Here is a 15,512-nt window from a genome sequence, read left to right as displayed (position 1 = left end):
CTCAGGTCTGCGCCACCGGCAGGTCCACCACCTCGTCGACGCCACGTCGCGGGGTCGGCCGACCCGGCTGGCCGTACCCGATCCGCAGCACCATCTGAGGTGTGCCGAACCGTCCCAGTGACAGCCGCAGTTGCTCCCGCGCCGCGGGCACCTCGATCGGCTGGGACAGCATCGACACGCTGAGTCCGGCGTCCGTGGCGGTGAGCAGCAGGCGTTGCAGGGCCTGCCCGGCGATCACCTGGTCCACGGCGGTGTTGCCCGCCGAGCCCAGCACCCCCACCAGGGGTTCCGGCTCGAAGTCCCGACCCGGGGCGCGGTCGCGCCCACCATAGCCGCGGGTGGGGAGGACGTCCTGCGGCTCGCCCTGCGGACCTCCGGCCGAACTGGGCACGCCGTCCGGGGTCGGCTCCCGGCGCAGCCACCGTTCCCGTTCGGCCCGGTACGCGGGGTCGCGCTCCAGCACCCGGTGCGCGCTGCGGGCGAGCTCCCCGAACGCGGAGACCGCGCTCACCCCGATCAGCAGCTCCAACCAGCACTGCTCGGCATGGGCCGCCTCGCCGAGGCGCCACCGGGCGTCGGCCGGCACCGGGTCCGGCCAGAACGGCTGGCGGTTGCTGAATCGGCGTGGCATTGCCGCGTACAGGCTCTGCTCGGTGGGGGTGGGTCGGCGCGGAAGGTCCGGTACCAGCCGGGCCAGCAGGTCCGGCTCGGCCGGGTCGGGGCGTAGCCGTACCCGGGCCGGGATGCCGGCCACGGCCAGGGCGATCCGCAGGTTGAACAACGCCGCGCCGCAGGCGATCCGGACGCCCCACCCGCTCGGGTCGGTCGCCGGTAGCCGGCGGGAAGGGTCGGCCAGCACCTCGATGCCGCCGTCGCGCAGCCGCAGCCGCCACGGTTGGGTGTTGTGCAACGACGGTGCCCGGACCGCGTCCACGGCGGCGGTCCGTAGCTGGGCTGCGGTGTAGCCGATGTCCATGGCGGTGCTCCTCTCCGGCTGGGCCGGCGGCGGGTGGTGCCGCGCTGGCCGGCGTACGTTCACGGTCCATCGTTCGGTGGTCGCCGAGCAGGGCCGGACGTCCCGACCAGCCGGGTCCGAGCGCCCGCTCGCTGCGGGCCGGTCGGGACCTTCGGCCCGTGCGGTGGGCCACCGGCAGCCTGTAGAAACGAGGAATGATCCGTGTGTTCCTCCTCGACGACCATGAGGTCGTCCGCCGTGGCCTGGCCGACCTGTTGCAGAGCAGCGGCGACATCGAGGTGGTCGGCGAGTCCGGCTCGGCGCAGGAGGCTGCCCGCCGCATCCCGGCGTTGCGGCCCGACGTGGCGATCCTCGACGCGCGGCTGCCCGACGGCAACGGCATCGACGTGTGCCGTGACATCCGCGCCGTCGACTCGTCCATCAAGGGACTGATCCTCACCTCGTACGAGGACGACGAGGCGCTGTTCGCGGCGATCATGGCGGGTGCCGCCGGGTACGTGCTCAAGCAGATCCGTGGCACCGACCTGGTCGACGCGGTGCGTCGCGTCGCGGCCGGGCAGTCACTGCTCGATCCGGCGATCACGACCCGGGTGCTGGAGCGCATCCGCAACGGCGTCGAACAGCCGCGCGAGCTGAAGTCGCTCACCGAGCAGGAGCGGCGGATCCTGGAGTACGTGGCCGAGGGGCTGACCAACCGGGAGATCGCCGGGCGGATGTTCCTGGCGGAGAAGACGGTGAAGAACTACGTCTCCAGCGTGCTGGCCAAGCTGGGCCTGGAGCGCCGCACACAGGCCGCCGTTCTGGCCACGCGTCTGCTCGGCAAGACGCCCTGACCGGGGTCGCGGCAGTCAGTCGCGCAGCGGCACGGCCCAACGCACCTCGGTGCCGCGCGGCTCGACCCCGGTGATCGTGAAGGTGCCGTCGAGGCGGTTGGCGCGTTCACGCAGGTTGACCAGGCCACCCCGGGCGGCGGCCGGGTCACAGCCCACCCCGTTGTCGGTGACCGTCACCGTGACCTGGCCGGCGTCGACGCGTACGGCGACGTCGACGCGGGTGCTCCGCGCGTGGCGGACCACGTTCGACAGGGCTTCGCGCAGCACGGCGGTGAGGTCCGGGCGGATGGCGTCCGGCACGGCGCTGTCCACCGGCCCGGTCAGCTCCAGGTGCGGCCTGAAACCCAGCGGTTCGGCGGCGGCCTCGATCGCCTCACGGATCTCGGTGCGCAGCGCCGAGGACATCGGCGTACGCAGCTCGAAGATGGTCCGGCGGATGTCGCGGATGGTGGCGTCCAGATCGTCGACGGCCGCGTTGATCCGCTTGGCCACCTCCGGGCGGGCCATCGGGGCGGCGCTCTGAAGTTGCAGGCCGGTGGCGAAGAGCCGCTGGATCACCACGTCGTGCAGGTCGCGGGCGATCCGCTCGCGGTCCTCGAGAACCACCAGCAGTTCCCGTTCCTCCTGGCCGCGCGCCCGTTCCATCGCCAGCGCGGCCTGCCCGGCGAAGCTGCCCAGCAGCGTCAGGTCCTCCTCGCTGGCGCCACCGCCGCGCTCCGGCCGATGTGCCACGATCAGCACGCCGTGCAGGGTCTCGGCGGTGGTGAGTGGCGAGATCATCGCTTGGCCGGTGTGCAGCAGCGCCGGCCAGGGCGCGGCGTGCGCCAGGTCGTCCACCTGGTCGTGCCGGCCCTCGGCGACCGCCGCGCCGAAGCTGGTGTCGGCGGCGGGCAGAACCGCACCGACGAGCGCGTGGGCCTGCTCGTCGGCGCCGTTGACCACCTCCACGGAGAACTGCTCGGCGTCGGTGTCGTAGAGCAGCACCAGCGCCAGCTCGGCCTCGGCGACCTCGCGGGCTCGGCGGGCGACCAACGCCAACGCGTCGGTACGGCGTACCTCACCGAGTAGCACCGTGGTGATTTCGGCGGTGGCGGCGAGCCAGCGTTCCCGCCGGTGCGCCAGGGCGTACAGGCGGGCGTTCTCGATGGCGACGCCGGCGGCGGCGGCGAGCGCGACGACGATCTCCTCGTCGTCCTCGGTGAACTGCGCGCCGCCCTGCTTCTCCGCCAGGTAGAGGTTGCCGAAGACCTGGTCGCGGATGAGGACCGGCACGCCCAGGAAGCTGTGCATGGGCGGGTGGTTGGCCGGGAACCCGTAGGAGCGGGGGTGCTGGGTGATGTCGGGCATCCGCAGCGGCCGGGGTTCGTCGATGAGCAGGCCGAGCACACCCCGCCCGTGCGGCAGGTCGCCGATCTGTTCATGCTGCTCGGGCGTGATGCCGTGGACGATGAAGTCGTGCAGCAGCCGGTCCGGGCCGACCACGCCGAGCGCGCCGTACCGGGCACCGACCAACTCGCAGGCCGCCTGCACGATGCGTTGCAGGGTGGTGCGCAGGTCCAGGTTGGTGCCGATGCCGACCACCGCGTCGAGCAGGGCCCGCAGGCGCTCCCGGCTGGTCACCACCTCGCCGACCCGGACCAGCATCTCCTGGAGCAGTTCGTCGAGACGGACCCGGGACAGCGGGCTCAGCCCGAGCGACGGTGTCGGGGACGGTTCCTGACGGGGCGACGGAGCGCTGCTGGTCACCGGGGGATGGTAGCGCCGGTGCCGCTCGTCGCCAGACCCGTCAACGGACGGCGGAGGTGTCGACCACCTGCGCGGTGGTCAACCGCGGCGTGTGCGGCGGACCGGAGTGTGCCGGGTCCGCGATGCCCAGACGCACCACGAGGTACGGGAAGCCGATCCCGGAGAGCAGCTGCCGCAGGGTCTGCCGGGTGCCCGGCACCTCCACCACCGCGCTGAGCGGCACCACTGACACGCCGAGGCGGGTGGCGGTCAGCCAACCGGCGGAGAGCGCCTCGCCGGCGCGCAACCAGCTGTCCCGTTCGTCCTCGTCGCCGTGCAGCATCGCGTACACCGCCATCCGGTCGTGGCCCGGGCCCACCGGCAGGCTGCCGGGCCGGCCGAAGTCGCGGCCCGGCACTGTGGTCTGCGCGGGCTGCTCGGGCAGCACCTCCGCCGGCAGGCCGGTTCCCGAGCCGGCCCGGCTGGTCCAGTACGCCAGCTCGGTACGCAGCTCCGGGTCCTCGGCCTCGACCGTGTCGGCGTGCGCGGCGGTCGCGGCCAGCTCCAGCACCTGGTCACGGTCGAGGATCTGCAACCGGCAGCCTTCCGCGCTGACCGCCCGGGTGATCTCCTCGATCGCCGTGGGCGGAACCGGCTCGTCGCTGACCGGCCGCCGGTCGGTGTGTCGCACCTGCATGCACTGCACCAGGCGCATGGCGGCCGGGTCGGCAGTGGTGTGGCTGAGGTCGGTCAGCCGGGCCAGCAGCTCGCTGTCGGCGGGGTCGGGCAGCCGTTCCACCACGGCGCGCCACCCCTCGGCGGCCAGCGCCAGTCGGGCGTGGTGCAGGGCGGTGCCGCAGCTGATCGCGAGCAGTCGCCCCTCGGGGTCGGTGGCGGCGAGCTGTCGGTCGGCGACCGAGCGCAACTCCAACGCGTCGGGCAGCACCCGCCAGCGCCACGGCTGGGTGTTGTGCACCGAGGGAGCGTGGCCGGCGGTGGCGGCGGCCTCCGCCAGCGCGGTGGTCAGTCGACTTTCCTGACTCATGGTCACGACCTTTCCGTCTCTGCTCATCGTGCCGTACGCCGCGTCGCCGCGTCGGGGGTTGCCGCCTCATCCTGGGTCATCTAGTGGTGCGCGCGCAGGGGCCGCAGGTCCCGACCCCGCCGGGCCGTTACGCCCGCCGCACCAGGTCCGGCACCGTCACGACCTCCGTCGACCGGGCGAAACGCCCATTGTCCGGCCGTTGGCCGCCCACCGGCTGCGACGATGCGCAGGTGGGGGCCGAGCCGAGCGAGTGCGTACCGGAGCAGCCGGTCCGCGCACGCGTGCGGCGGTGGTGGGCGTGGGCGCCGCTGTTCGGGCTCGGCCTTGGGGTGCTGGCCGGCGTGGCGCTGCGGATCGCGGACCGACCGAATGCGGCCAACCTGATCTGGGCGGCCGTCACGGTGGCCGCGCTGCTGCCGGCGGCGTGGTCGATGCTGCGCTCGTTGTGGCGCCGGCACTTCGGAGTGGACGTGATCGCCGTGCTGGCGCTGGCCGGTGCGCTCGGCGTCGGGGAGTACCTGGCCGGGGCGGTCATCGCCGTGATGCTGGCGACCGGGCGGTCGTTGGAGTCGTACGCCCAGCGCCGGGCGACCCGCGACCTGCGGGCGTTGCTGGCGCGCGCTCCGCGTACCGCCCGTCGGCGTGGGCCTGGCGGCGCGATCGAGGTGGTGCCGCTTGACCGGGTGGCGGTGGCGGACCGGTTGCTGGTCGGCCCGGGGGACGTGGTGCCGGTCGACGGGACGGTCGAGGAGGCGGCCACGCTGGACGAGTCGGTGGTGACCGGGGAGTCGCGGCTGGTCCAGCGGGCCGCCGGGGAGGCGGTGGCCAGTGGTGTGGTCAACGCCGGCGCGGGGTTCGGCATGCGGGCGACAAAGAACGCGGCGCAGAGCACGTACGCCGGGATCGTCCGGCTGGCCCAGGAGGCGACCGCCCGCAAGGCCCCGATGGTGCGGCTGGCCGACCGGTACGCCGCCGCGTTCGTGCCGTTCACGCTGGTCCTGGCCGGGCTGGGCTGGTTGCTCTCCGGCGACGTGGTCCGGGCGGTGGCGGTGCTGGTGGTGGCCACCCCCTGCCCGCTGCTGCTGGCCACCCCGATCGCGATCGTGTCCGGCCTGTCCCGGGTGGCCCGGCGCGGGGTCCTGGTCCGCGACGGTGGAGCGCTGGAACTGCTCGGCCGGGCTCGGACACTGCTGGTGGACAAGACCGGCACGCTGACCGCCGGCCGCCCGCGCGCCGCCGAGACGGTCGTCGCCCCGGGTGGTGATCGTGACGAGGTGTTGCGCCTCGCGGCCTCGGTGGAGCAGTTGTCTCCGCACGTGCTGGCCGCCGCGCTGGTCCGGCAGGCTCGCGATCGAGGGCTGACACTGACCGAGCCGACCGGCGTCACCGAGGAGCCGGGACGGGGGGTCAGCGGCCGGGTCGACGGCCGAGTGGTCCGGGTCGGTCAGGTCACCGGGAAGCTGCCCGAGTGGGCAGATCGGGCGCGGGCCCGCACCGAGCTGGCCGGTTGGTCCGCGGTGTGGGTCAGCGACGAGGGTGGACCGCTCGGCGCGATCCTGCTGGAGGATCCGGTGCGCTCCGACGCTCGCCGGACTGTACGCCGGCTGCGTGCGGCGGGGCTGCGGCGGATCGTGCTGGTCACGGGCGACCAACCGACCACCGCCGCGCAGGTCGCGGCGATGGTCGGGGTGGACGACGTGCTTGCCCGCTGCGCGCCGCAGGAGAAGGTGGCCCGGGTCCGGGCGGAGGCCGACCAGGCGGTCACGGTGATGGTCGGCGACGGGGTCAACGACGCTCCCGCGCTGGCTGAGGCGCACGTGGGCGTCGCGATGGGTGCGACCGGCGCGAGCGCCTCAGCGGACGTGGCGGACGCGGTGCTCACCGTGGACCGGCTGGACCGGCTCGCCGACGCGGTGGAGATCGCCCGGTACGCCCGGCGGATCGCCGTGCAGAGCGCCACCGTCGGGATGGGGTTGGCTGTGCTGGCGATGCTCGTGGCGGCGGTCGGACGGCTGCCCCCGGTCGCTGGCGCGTTCCTGCAGGAGGGCATCGACGTGCTGGTGATCCTCAACGCGCTGCGGGCACTGGGGGGTGGGCTGCGCCGGCGCGACGTCCCGCCGCGTACCCGGGAGTTGCTCGCCCACTACGCGGGGGAACACCAGGTGGTACGCGACGTGCTGGCCGGGTTGCGGGACACGGCCGACCTGGTCGCCACCGACCCGGCGTCGCCGAGGTGCCTGCCGGCGGTACGCGAGACGCACCGGCGGTTGACCGAACACGTGCTGCCGCACGAGGCTGCCGAGGAGCGACAGCTCTACCCCGCGCTGGCCTCCCCGCTGGGCAGCGGGGAGGCGACGTCGACGATGAGCCGGGCACACGTGGAGATCCGCCGCCAGGTGGACCTGCTCGGCGCCCAACTCGCCCAGACCGCCGACGGTCGGCTGCGCCCCGACCAGGTTCCCGACCTGCTGGCCACCCTCTACGGGTTGGACGCGGTGCTGCGTCTGCACCTGGCTCAGGAAGAGGAGGAGTTCTTCTCCCTCGACCCGTCCGACCCGACGACCGCGCGGCGGTGACCCCGGGCCGGGCCGCCGTGCCCGCGGGTGCGGCCCCGCCCGGCTGATGTCAGCGTTCGCGGACCACGGCGACCGGGCAGGCGGCGTGCTGGATGAGTTGTTGGCTGACCGAGCCGAGCAGCATGCCGGCCAGCCCGCCCCGTCCCCGACTGCCGACCACGATCAACCGCGCGCCCCGACTCGCCTCGATCAGCATCGCCGCCGGGCTGGTCGACACCAGGTCGACGGTCACCGCCAGCTCGGGGAACGTCCGCCGCCACGGCTCCAGCGCCTGCTCCACTGCGGCCCGCTCGTCGGGCACCCCGGCCGCCCCGCCGGGGCCCGCTGTCCAGGCGTGCAGGACGCGCAGCGGCAGCTGCCGCTGCGCCGCCCGTTCGGCCGCGAAGCCGAGCGCCACCAGCGACGGTTCGGAGCCGTCCACCCCGACCGCCACCGGTCCGCTCGACGGGTCGGTAACGGCGCTGCCGGCCCCGTCCCGGACCACCACGACCGGGCAGTGGGCGTGCGCGGCTACCGACACCGCCGTCGACCCGGCCAGCAGGCCGCCGAATCCGCCGTGGCCCCGGCTGCCGAGCACCAGCATCCCGGCCTCGGCCGAGCGTTCCTGCAACACCAGCGCAGGTGGCCCGTCGTACACCTCGCCGGTGATCTCCAGGCCGGGGTTCGCCGCGGTGGCATCCGCCGCGGCCCTGCGGACCAGGTCCTCGACCTGCCGACGGGCGGTGTCGTCGGGCCACACGCCGGGGGCCACCCCCGGGCCGACCCAGCTGGCCACTGTCAACCATTCGAAGACGTACGCCAGGCGCACCGGCTGGCCGCTGTGCCGGGCCTCCTCCACGGCCCAGCCCAGGGCCAGCGAGGCGTCGGTGGAGCCGTCGTAGCCGACCAGGATCTCCGCGTCGCGCACGTCGTCCTCCTTCAGGGGGTGGTCGGGTCGGTTTCGCGGACCCAGCGCCATTCGGCGACCTGGGGATCGTCCTCGCCGTACTGGCGGGTGTAGTCGCGGGCCGCCTGCCGGGCGTCGACCATCCGTTGGCGCAGGTGCGCGGCGCTGGCGGCCAGCCCGGGCACCCGGTCGATGACGTCGATGACCAGGTGGAAGCGGTCCAGGTCGTTGAGCATCACCATGTCGAACGGGGTGGTGGTGGTGCCCTCCTCCTTGTAACCGCGCACGTGCAGGTTGTCGTGGTTACTGCGGCGGTAGGTGAGTCGGTGGATCAGCCACGGATAACCGTGGTACGCGAAGATGATCGGCCGGTCCTGGGTGAAGATGGTGTCGAACTCGTTGTCGGTCAGGCCGTGTGGGTGGTCGGTGTCCGGCTGGAGTCGCATCAGGTCGACCACGTTGACCAGGCGCACCTTCAACGCCGGCAGGTTCTGCCGCAACAGCTCGACGGCCGCCAACGTCTCCAGGGTGGGCACGTCTCCGCAGCAGGCGAGCACCACGTCCGGCTCGGTGCCGCCGTCGTTGCTGGCCCACTCCCAGATGCCCAGGCCACGCCGGGTGTGCTGGATCGCCTCGGTCATCGTCAGCCAGTTCGGGGCGGCCTGCTTACCGGCCACCACCACGTTGATGTAGTGCCGGCTGCGCAGGCAGTGGTCCATCGTGGCGAGCAGCGTGTTGGCGTCCGGCGGCAGGTAGACCCGCACCACCTCGGCCTTCTTGTTGACGACGTGGTCGATGAAGCCCGGGTCCTGGTGGGAGAAGCCGTTGTGGTCCTGCCGCCAGACGTGGCTGGACAGCAGGTAGTTCAGCGAGGCGATGGGCTGCCGCCAGGGGATGGCCCGGGTCACCTTCAGCCACTTGGCGTGCTGGTTGAGCATCGAGTCGACGATGTGGATGAACGCCTCGTAGCTGGTGAACACGCCATGCCGGCCGGTCAGCAGGTAGCCCTCCAGCCAGCCCTGGCACAGGTGCTCGGAGAGCACCTCCATGACCCGCCCGTCGGGGGAGAGGTGGTCGTCGCCGGGCACGGTGGCGGCAACCCAGGCCCGGTCGGTCACCTCGAAGGCGGCACCCAGCCGGTTCGACGCGACCTCGTCCGGGCCGAACAGCCGGAACGTCTCCGGGTTGGCGCTGATCACGTCGCGGATCCACGGGCCGAGCACCCCTGTCGCGCCGGCGATCGGGGTACCCGGTTCGGGAACCTCCACACCGTAGTGGCGGAAGTCCGGCAGGGTCAGGTCGCGTAGCACCACGCCGCCGTTGGTGACCGGGTTGGCGCTCATCCGCCGGTCGCCGCTCGGCGGCAGCGTCAGCAGCTCGTCCACCGGCGCGCCGGTGGCGTCGAACAGCTCCTCCGGCCGGTAGCTGCGCAGCCAGTGCTCCAGCTCGGCCAGGTGCGCCGGGTTGTCGCGGACACCCGACAGCGGCACCTGGTGGGCGCGGTAGGTGCCCTCCACCTGGGTGCCGTCGACCTCACGTGGGCCGGTCCAACCCTTCGGCGTCCGCAGAATGATCATCGGCCAGCGGGGACGTTCGACGACACCCCCGGAGCGGGCCCGCCGCTGGATCTCGGCGATCTCGTCCAGCGCCCGGTCCAGCGTCGCGGCGAGGGTCCGATGCACCTGGGCGGGATCGTCGCCGGCCACCACGTACGGCTGGTAACCCGATCCGCGCATGAGGTCGAGCAGGTCGGTCTCCGGGATCCGGGACAGCACGGTCGGGTTGGCGATCTTGTAACCGTTGAGGTGCAGGATGGGCAACACGGCGCCGTCGCGCGCCGGGTTGAGGAACACGTCGGAGAGCCAACTCCCGGCCAGTGGCCCGGTCTCCGCCTCGCCGTCGCCGATCACGCAGGTCACCAGCAGGTCCGGGTGGTCGAACGCGGCGCCGTAGGCGTGGCTCAGGGCGTACCCCAGCTCGCCGCCCTCGTGGATCGAACCCGGAACATCCGCCGCGACATGGCTGGGGATGCCGCCCGGGAAGGAGAACTGGCGGAACAGTCGGGCCATCCCGGCCTCGTCGCGCGCCACGTCGTGGTAGCGCTCCGACCAGGTGCCCTCCAGCCAGGTGTTGGCCACGATGGCCGGGCCGCCGTGGCCGGGGCCGGTGACCAGCATGGCGTCGAGGTCGCGCGCCACGATCACCCGGTTGAGGTGGGCGTAGATCAGGTTGAGGCCGGGGCTGGTGCCCCAGTGCCCGAGCAGTCGGGGTTTGATGTCGTCGGGGGTCAGCGGCTCCCGCAGCAGCGGATTGTCCAGCAGGTAGATCTGCCCGACGGTGAGGTAGTTCGCGGCGCGCCAGTAGGCGTCCAACCGGCGCAGCTCGTCGTCGGTGAGGGCGCGGTGCACGTCGAGAGCGGTCTCCATCATGCTGCCTCTCGCGGTAGGAGTGGGGCGCCCGGCGTTCAGCCTGGCCGCTGCGGACGCCCTGGGTTCAGGGCCGTTGGTCCCGCTCCGGGCGGGCGTCAGGCCCGGTCAGCGGCGCCTCGGCCAGGCCGCGGACGACGACCACCGGGGCCGGCGAGTGGTAGAGCAGGGACTGGGCGACAGCACCCAGCATGGCCCGGCCCGGTTCGTCGCCGCGGGCGGCGACCAGCGCCACCTGCGCGTTGCGGGACGTGTCGATCAGCACCTCGGCGGGGTCACCGCGTACCACGCGACACTCGGTCGGCACTGTGTTGTCGCGGCCGGTGTGCCGGGCAAGTGCTTCGCTGAGCTGTTCGGCGACCGCGTCGGTGTCCTCGTCGTACTCCACCACCCGCAGCGCCAGCAGTCGGGCGCCCCGGCGGGCCGCGCACTCCACGGCCCACTGGAGGGCGAGGTGTGAGCTGGGGGAGCCGTCCACGCCCACCAGCACCGGGCCCTGTGGCGGCGGCTCACGCCGAACCACCAGCAGGGGGCAGCCGGCGCGTGCGGCCAACTGCACGGCTGTCGTCTCGGCCGGTACGCACTGGCCGCTGCCCGCCATGCCGCTGTCGCCGACGGCCAGCAGGAAGGCGACCTCCGAGCGGCGGATGAGGGTGGGCAGCATCGAGCTCTCGACGATCTCGCCGCGTACGGTCAGCCCCGGCTCGGTCTGGTGGGCCAGTTGGGCGGCGCGGGTGATCAGGTGTTCGGCCTGGTCGCGGGGTGCGGCGACGGTGTCCGCGGCGAAGGCCGCACGCCAGTCGAAGGTGTGCAGCAGGTGCAGTGGCCGGCCGTGTCCGGCGGCCTCCTGCGCGGCCTGTTCGACGACCGGAAGGTCGAGTTCCGACCCGAGGCCGACCAGCACCGCTGCGTCGGCGGGTGCGGCCATCCGATATCACCTCCCGGGCGTCGCGCCCGGCACGACCAAGCTGTCCCTGACCGAGGGTAGTCGGATGGGCACCGCGGCGGGCGGGATCGGATGGCTCGGCGGTCAGGTCGGTGCGGATCTGAGTGTGTCCACGACCGGACGCCGGGTGGCAATCATCGCGGGGATGGCGGTGAGCGCGGCGATGGCGAGCAGGACTCCGAGCGCGGTGGCGAGCAGCGAGGAATCGGGCGGGTACTGGACCTCGCCGGTGCTGACGAACGTAACAAGCCCGACGCCGGCCGGGATCCCCACGGCGACGCCCGGTATGGCTGGAAGCAGTTGCGCCACCGCCAGGCCCAGGCCGGCCTGCGCGGGCGTCGCACCGAGCGTCCGCGCGACAGCCAGTGGTTGCCGGGCGTCGAGGACTGCGGTCCAGGCGCTCACGACGGCGTTGATGAGCGCAAGAATGCACAGCACGACGGTGAGCACGAGCGTGGCCTGCTCGCCCCGTTCCACCCGGGGATTGGCGAGTTCGGTGTAGCCGAGGTCGAAGCGCACCGCCTGGGTGTTGACCATGAGAATGCCGACGAGAGTGGTCGTGGTGATCAGGGTGTTCACGGTGACCAGCCGGGCGCGGCGCGGTCGGCGCGCGTTGATACGCACCCCGATCAGTAGGGCGGTGGGCAGCCGCCGCGACAGCCAGATGCGCCACCGCCGGCGCCGCGGTGGCGTTGCGGCGTCGGCCAGCGCGTGAACGGTGCTGGTGGCGGCGGCGCGCAACACCGGCACCAGAGTCGCCGCCACAGCGATCGCGAGGGCAAGGACCGTGACGGCGAACACCATGCGCAGCGCAGGTGGCTGGGCGTTGACGGAGCCGATGAGTCCGGCGCTGGGGCGGATCAGCGCGGGTGCGGCGAGCCAGCCCGCGACCAGGCCCGTGGCGGCGGCGGCAAGCCCGATCGCGAGGTACTCGGCGAGGTGGACGGCGGCGATCATGGCCGGTCCGGCGCCGACGGCCTTGAGCAGCCCCACCCGGCGACGCTGGCCGATGATCCGACCCGCGACGATGCCGGCGACGCCGGCCAGCGCAAGGCCGTTGAGTAGCCAGCTGCCGACGAGCAGGGCGATCTGCGCGTCGCTGTACAGCCGACCGTTGAGGTAGCTGATCGCCTGCCAGGTGGTGAGTTGGTCACCGATGGGGTACGCGCTGCTGGACGCCGGGTCGGCGAGTTTGAGGTTGAGGGTGTACGACAGCGGCTGGCTGCCCGCGAGCGTGGCGATGTCGCTGTGGTCGACCCAGACCAGGCCGCCGCGCTCGACCAGGACGCTGCCGGGGTAGTGCCACCCGGCGTAGGGGTACGTCGCTCTCGCGGCGGTGACCGCGGTGCCGATCACGCGCAGCCGATGGCCGCCGATGTTGACCGTGTCGCCGATGCGGATGCCGAGGGCGTCGGCGAAGGCGCGCTCGACGACCACGCAGCCGCGGCGTACCCAGGTGCCGTCGGTCACGGCGGGCCGGTCGATCGATGCGGGTGTGGTGTCCCGGCCCGCTACGACGGTGTGCGCGGACTTCCCATGGGCCGTCATCGTTAGGTAGGCGATCGGGAAGGGGCCACTGTGATCGGTGACGCCGGCCCCGGTGGTCAGCGATGCGAGCTCGTCCAATGCGGCCTGGCCGGTGGCCCGGGGTGTCACGATCACATCCGGGCCGGCGGTGGCGGTCCGGGTCTGCTGGTACGGCCGGTCGGCGATCTCGTTGAGGGTGAGGCCGATGGTCAGTGTGGCGGTGGCGGCGGTGATTGCGGTCAGCAGCAGGATGGTTTCGGTTCGGCGGCGGCGCAGGTCCCGCATCAGCAGCCGGCAGACGAGCAGGAGGCGGCCGGCCATGTCAGCGCCGCCCGTCGTAGAGGGTGCCACTGGCGGTGCCGGCAAGTTGGCTGTCGTCGACGAACGCGCCGTCACGCATGGCGATCACCCGGTCGGCTACCGCGGCGATGCGGGGGTCATGGGTAACCACCACGAGGGTCTGTCCTGCGGTGCGCAGCTCTTCGAACAGCCGCAGCACGTCAAGGGTGGCGGAGCTGTCCAGGTTGCCGGTGGGTTCGTCGGCCAGCACGACCAGTGGCTCGTTGCTCAACGCGCGGGCGATGGCGACCCGCTGGCGCTGCCCACCGGACAGCGCCGCGGGCAGGTGCGTGGCGCGGTCGGCAAGCCCCACCCGGTCCAGCAGGTACATCGCCCGCTTGCGGGCCCGCCCCGGTGACTGGCCGGCCAGCAGTGCGGCCAGCTCCACATTCTCCACCGCGGTGAGCTCGTCCATGAGGTGGAACGACTGGAAGACGAACCCGAGGCTGTCACGCCGCAGCCGGGCCAGCGCCCGTTCGCTCATCGTGTCGATCCGACGGTCGGCCAGCCAGACCTGGCCGTCGGTCGGGCGCTGCAGCCCGCCGAGCAGGTACAGCAGGGTGGACTTGCCGCAGCCGCTGGGCCCCATCACCGCCAGCGACTGCCCGGCCGGCACGTTCAGATCGACCTCGTCGACCGCGCGGACCAGCGCGTGCCTGTCGCCGTAAAGCATGCTGAGGCCATGCGCCTGCAATACCGTCGACCCGGTCACGCGCCCGCCTTCCGTCCGGTCGGATCAAGTTCAACCCACAGGCGTTCACACGCCTCCAGCCATTCCAGGTCGGCCCGCAGCCGCAGCACGACCCCCTCCAACAGCAGCCCGGCGACCGGATCCACCGACCGCTCCAACGCGGCCCGTTGGGCGTCGCGCAGCCGGCGCAGCACCTCACGCCGCTGCGCGTCGACCAGGGCCACCGGATCGGCCAGCCGGGCTGTCGCGGCAGCCACCAACTTGAGGTGAAACTCCGCGAGGTCCGGCTTCGGCCAGTTCACTTCGGCCAGCCAGGTGGCGACTCGCTGCTGCCCCTCCGGGGTGAGCGCGTACACCCGGCGTTCGGGCCGGTCTGGCAGGCCCTCAGCCCGCTGTGAGGTCACCATCCCGGCCTTGCCCAGGCGGGTCAGCGTCACGTAGATCTGCCCGGCGTTCATCGTCTCGCCCAACGGGCCTAGCGCGGCCCGCAGCCGGCTGCGCAGCTCGTATCCGTGCGCTGGCTCCTTGGCCAGCATGGCCAGCACCACGTCCTGCACCAGATATGTCCTCCGTCTAGATCGTTAATGGATAACGGCTATCTATAGAGCTGTCAAGTCTGAGGTGGGGTGCGGCGGGCGGAACGGGCAAGCGTTCGTCAACCGAGGTTGACACGGGAGGAGTTGTCAACGTATGTTGACGGCATGAGTCAGGCGACAGAACTCGCGGCGGCAGCCGGCAGCACCGACCCCCGGGTCGGGCTGCGCGCCGTCCGCGCGCTACGCCGGCTACTCGAGCGGCTCGAGGTGGTCCAGGTGGACAACGCCCGACGACAGGGCTGGTCCTGGCAGGAGATCGCCGACACGCTCGAGGTCAGCCGGCAGGCCGTGCACAAGAAGCACGCCGGGCGACCGGCGGTCAACTCATCCTGGGAGGCGTGATGTTCGAACGGTTCACCGACCGGGCACGCGACGTGGTGAAACGGGCACTGGAGGAGGCGCGGGTCGAGGGCCAGCGGCCGGTCGGCACCGAGCACCTGCTGCTCGCCCTGCTCGCCGACGACGCCGGGCTGGCCAGTCGGGTGCTCGCCGATGCCGGCGTTCGCGCCGACGACCTGCGCGAACGCGTCCGACGGCACACCGCCAGCGGCGGCGTCGGCCTCGGCGACGCGGACGCGGCGGCGCTGCGGGAGATCGGCATCGACCTCGCTGCGATCGTGGCCCGCATCGAGCAGTCCTTCGGCCCGGACGCGCTACGGGAGGCGGTGCCGGCACCGCGCCGCCGCTGGGGGCGTAAGCGCTACCTCGGAGGCCCGTTCTCGCCCCGCTCGAAGAAGGCGCTGGAGCTGTCCCTGCGCGAGGCCATCCGGCTGCGCCACCGCCACATCGGCACCGAGCACATCCTGCTCGGGGTGCTCCGGGAGGGCAACGGGCTGGGGGCTTTGGTGCTCACCGAGTCCGGAGTCGACCTCGACGATCTGCGCCGGCGGGTGGAGCTGGCACTGCGGGCCGCGGCCTGACGGGCCGGGCCGGGTTGAAACCTGTC

13 protein-coding genes are annotated in these 15,512 nt (G+C 72.8%); 4 read left to right on the top strand and 9 right to left on the bottom strand.

The annotated features are described in order from the left end of the window. Position 1: 1 nt before the first annotated feature. Positions 2–976 carry an Acg family FMN-binding oxidoreductase gene (locus tag OH804_RS19480; RefSeq protein ID WP_406058657.1) on the bottom strand — a complete coding sequence of 325 codons (975 nt, stop codon included), beginning with the start codon at positions 974–976 and terminating at the stop codon, positions 2–4. Between the two features lie 194 nt (positions 977–1,170). Between OH804_RS19480 and OH804_RS19475 the strand changes: the two genes are divergently transcribed. Then, the gene (locus tag OH804_RS19475; protein WP_196921800.1) at positions 1,171–1,809 is read left to right on the top strand and encodes a response regulator transcription factor; all 639 of its coding nucleotides are present in this window, start codon (positions 1,171–1,173) and stop codon (positions 1,807–1,809) included. Between the two features lie 15 nt (positions 1,810–1,824). On the opposite strand, the gene OH804_RS19470 is transcribed toward OH804_RS19475, so the two are convergent. Together OH804_RS19470 and OH804_RS19465 are read right to left on the bottom strand one after the other, a co-directional pair. Beyond that, the gene (locus tag OH804_RS19470; RefSeq protein WP_406066594.1) at positions 1,825–3,498 is read right to left on the bottom strand and encodes a GAF domain-containing protein; all 1,674 of its coding nucleotides are present in this window, start codon (positions 3,496–3,498) and stop codon (positions 1,825–1,827) included. A gap of 97 nt (positions 3,499–3,595) precedes the next feature. After that, entirely contained in the window at positions 3,596–4,579 is a 984-nt protein-coding gene (locus OH804_RS19465; RefSeq protein WP_406058654.1) for an Acg family FMN-binding oxidoreductase, read from the bottom strand. 230 nt (positions 4,580–4,809) lie between these two features. Here OH804_RS19465 and OH804_RS19460 point away from each other — a divergent pair, with 230 nt between their 5' ends. Beyond that, entirely contained in the window at positions 4,810–7,155 is a 2,346-nt protein-coding gene (locus tag OH804_RS19460) for a heavy metal translocating P-type ATPase (protein WP_406058652.1), read from the top strand. Positions 7,156–7,204: 49 nt separating this feature from the next. Here the strand turns inward: OH804_RS19460 and OH804_RS19455 are convergent, their stop codons facing one another. From OH804_RS19455 to OH804_RS19430, 6 genes are all read right to left on the bottom strand, one after another. Then, a complete protein-coding gene (locus tag OH804_RS19455) occupies positions 7,205–8,062 on the bottom strand; it encodes a universal stress protein (protein ID WP_406058650.1) in 858 nt (285 codons plus the stop codon). Between the two features lie 11 nt (positions 8,063–8,073). Then, positions 8,074–10,467 carry a phosphoketolase gene (locus tag OH804_RS19450; RefSeq protein ID WP_406066592.1) on the bottom strand — a complete coding sequence of 798 codons (2,394 nt, stop codon included), beginning with the start codon at positions 10,465–10,467 and terminating at the stop codon, positions 8,074–8,076. Positions 10,468–10,534: 67 nt separating this feature from the next. After that, the gene (locus OH804_RS19445; RefSeq protein WP_406058648.1) at positions 10,535–11,395 is read right to left on the bottom strand and encodes a universal stress protein; all 861 of its coding nucleotides are present in this window, start codon (positions 11,393–11,395) and stop codon (positions 10,535–10,537) included. A gap of 102 nt (positions 11,396–11,497) precedes the next feature. Then, positions 11,498–13,261 carry an FtsX-like permease family protein gene (locus OH804_RS19440; RefSeq protein ID WP_406058646.1) on the bottom strand — a complete coding sequence of 588 codons (1,764 nt, stop codon included), beginning with the start codon at positions 13,259–13,261 and terminating at the stop codon, positions 11,498–11,500. A gap of 1 nt (position 13,262) precedes the next feature. After that, a complete protein-coding gene (locus OH804_RS19435; RefSeq protein WP_406058644.1) occupies positions 13,263–13,952 on the bottom strand; it encodes an ABC transporter ATP-binding protein in 690 nt (229 codons plus the stop codon). A gap of 35 nt (positions 13,953–13,987) precedes the next feature. Further along, positions 13,988–14,527, bottom strand: a complete 540-nt coding sequence (locus tag OH804_RS19430) for a PadR family transcriptional regulator (RefSeq protein WP_406058642.1) — start codon at positions 14,525–14,527, stop codon at positions 13,988–13,990. A 144-nt stretch (positions 14,528–14,671) separates the two neighbouring features. On the opposite strand from OH804_RS19430, the gene OH804_RS19425 reads away from it, so the two are divergent. Together OH804_RS19425 and OH804_RS19420 are read left to right on the top strand one after the other, a co-directional pair. Further along, positions 14,672–14,908: an HTH domain-containing protein gene (locus OH804_RS19425; RefSeq protein ID WP_030336062.1), complete on the top strand. Its 237-nt coding sequence runs from the start codon at positions 14,672–14,674 to the stop codon at positions 14,906–14,908. Continuing rightward, positions 14,908–15,486 carry a Clp protease N-terminal domain-containing protein gene (locus OH804_RS19420; protein WP_406058640.1) on the top strand — a complete coding sequence of 193 codons (579 nt, stop codon included), beginning with the start codon at positions 14,908–14,910 and terminating at the stop codon, positions 15,484–15,486. Before OH804_RS19425 ends, OH804_RS19420 begins: the two co-directional genes overlap by 1 nt. Positions 15,487–15,512 lie beyond the last annotated feature (26 nt).

This window comes from Micromonospora sp. NBC_00860 (assembly GCF_045207375.1).
In the GTDB taxonomy this organism is placed as follows: domain Bacteria; phylum Actinomycetota; class Actinomycetes; order Mycobacteriales; family Micromonosporaceae; genus Micromonospora; species Micromonospora vinacea.
The sequence above is the reverse complement of the archived record's forward strand: the minus strand, read 5'-3'. Positions and strand labels throughout refer to the sequence as shown.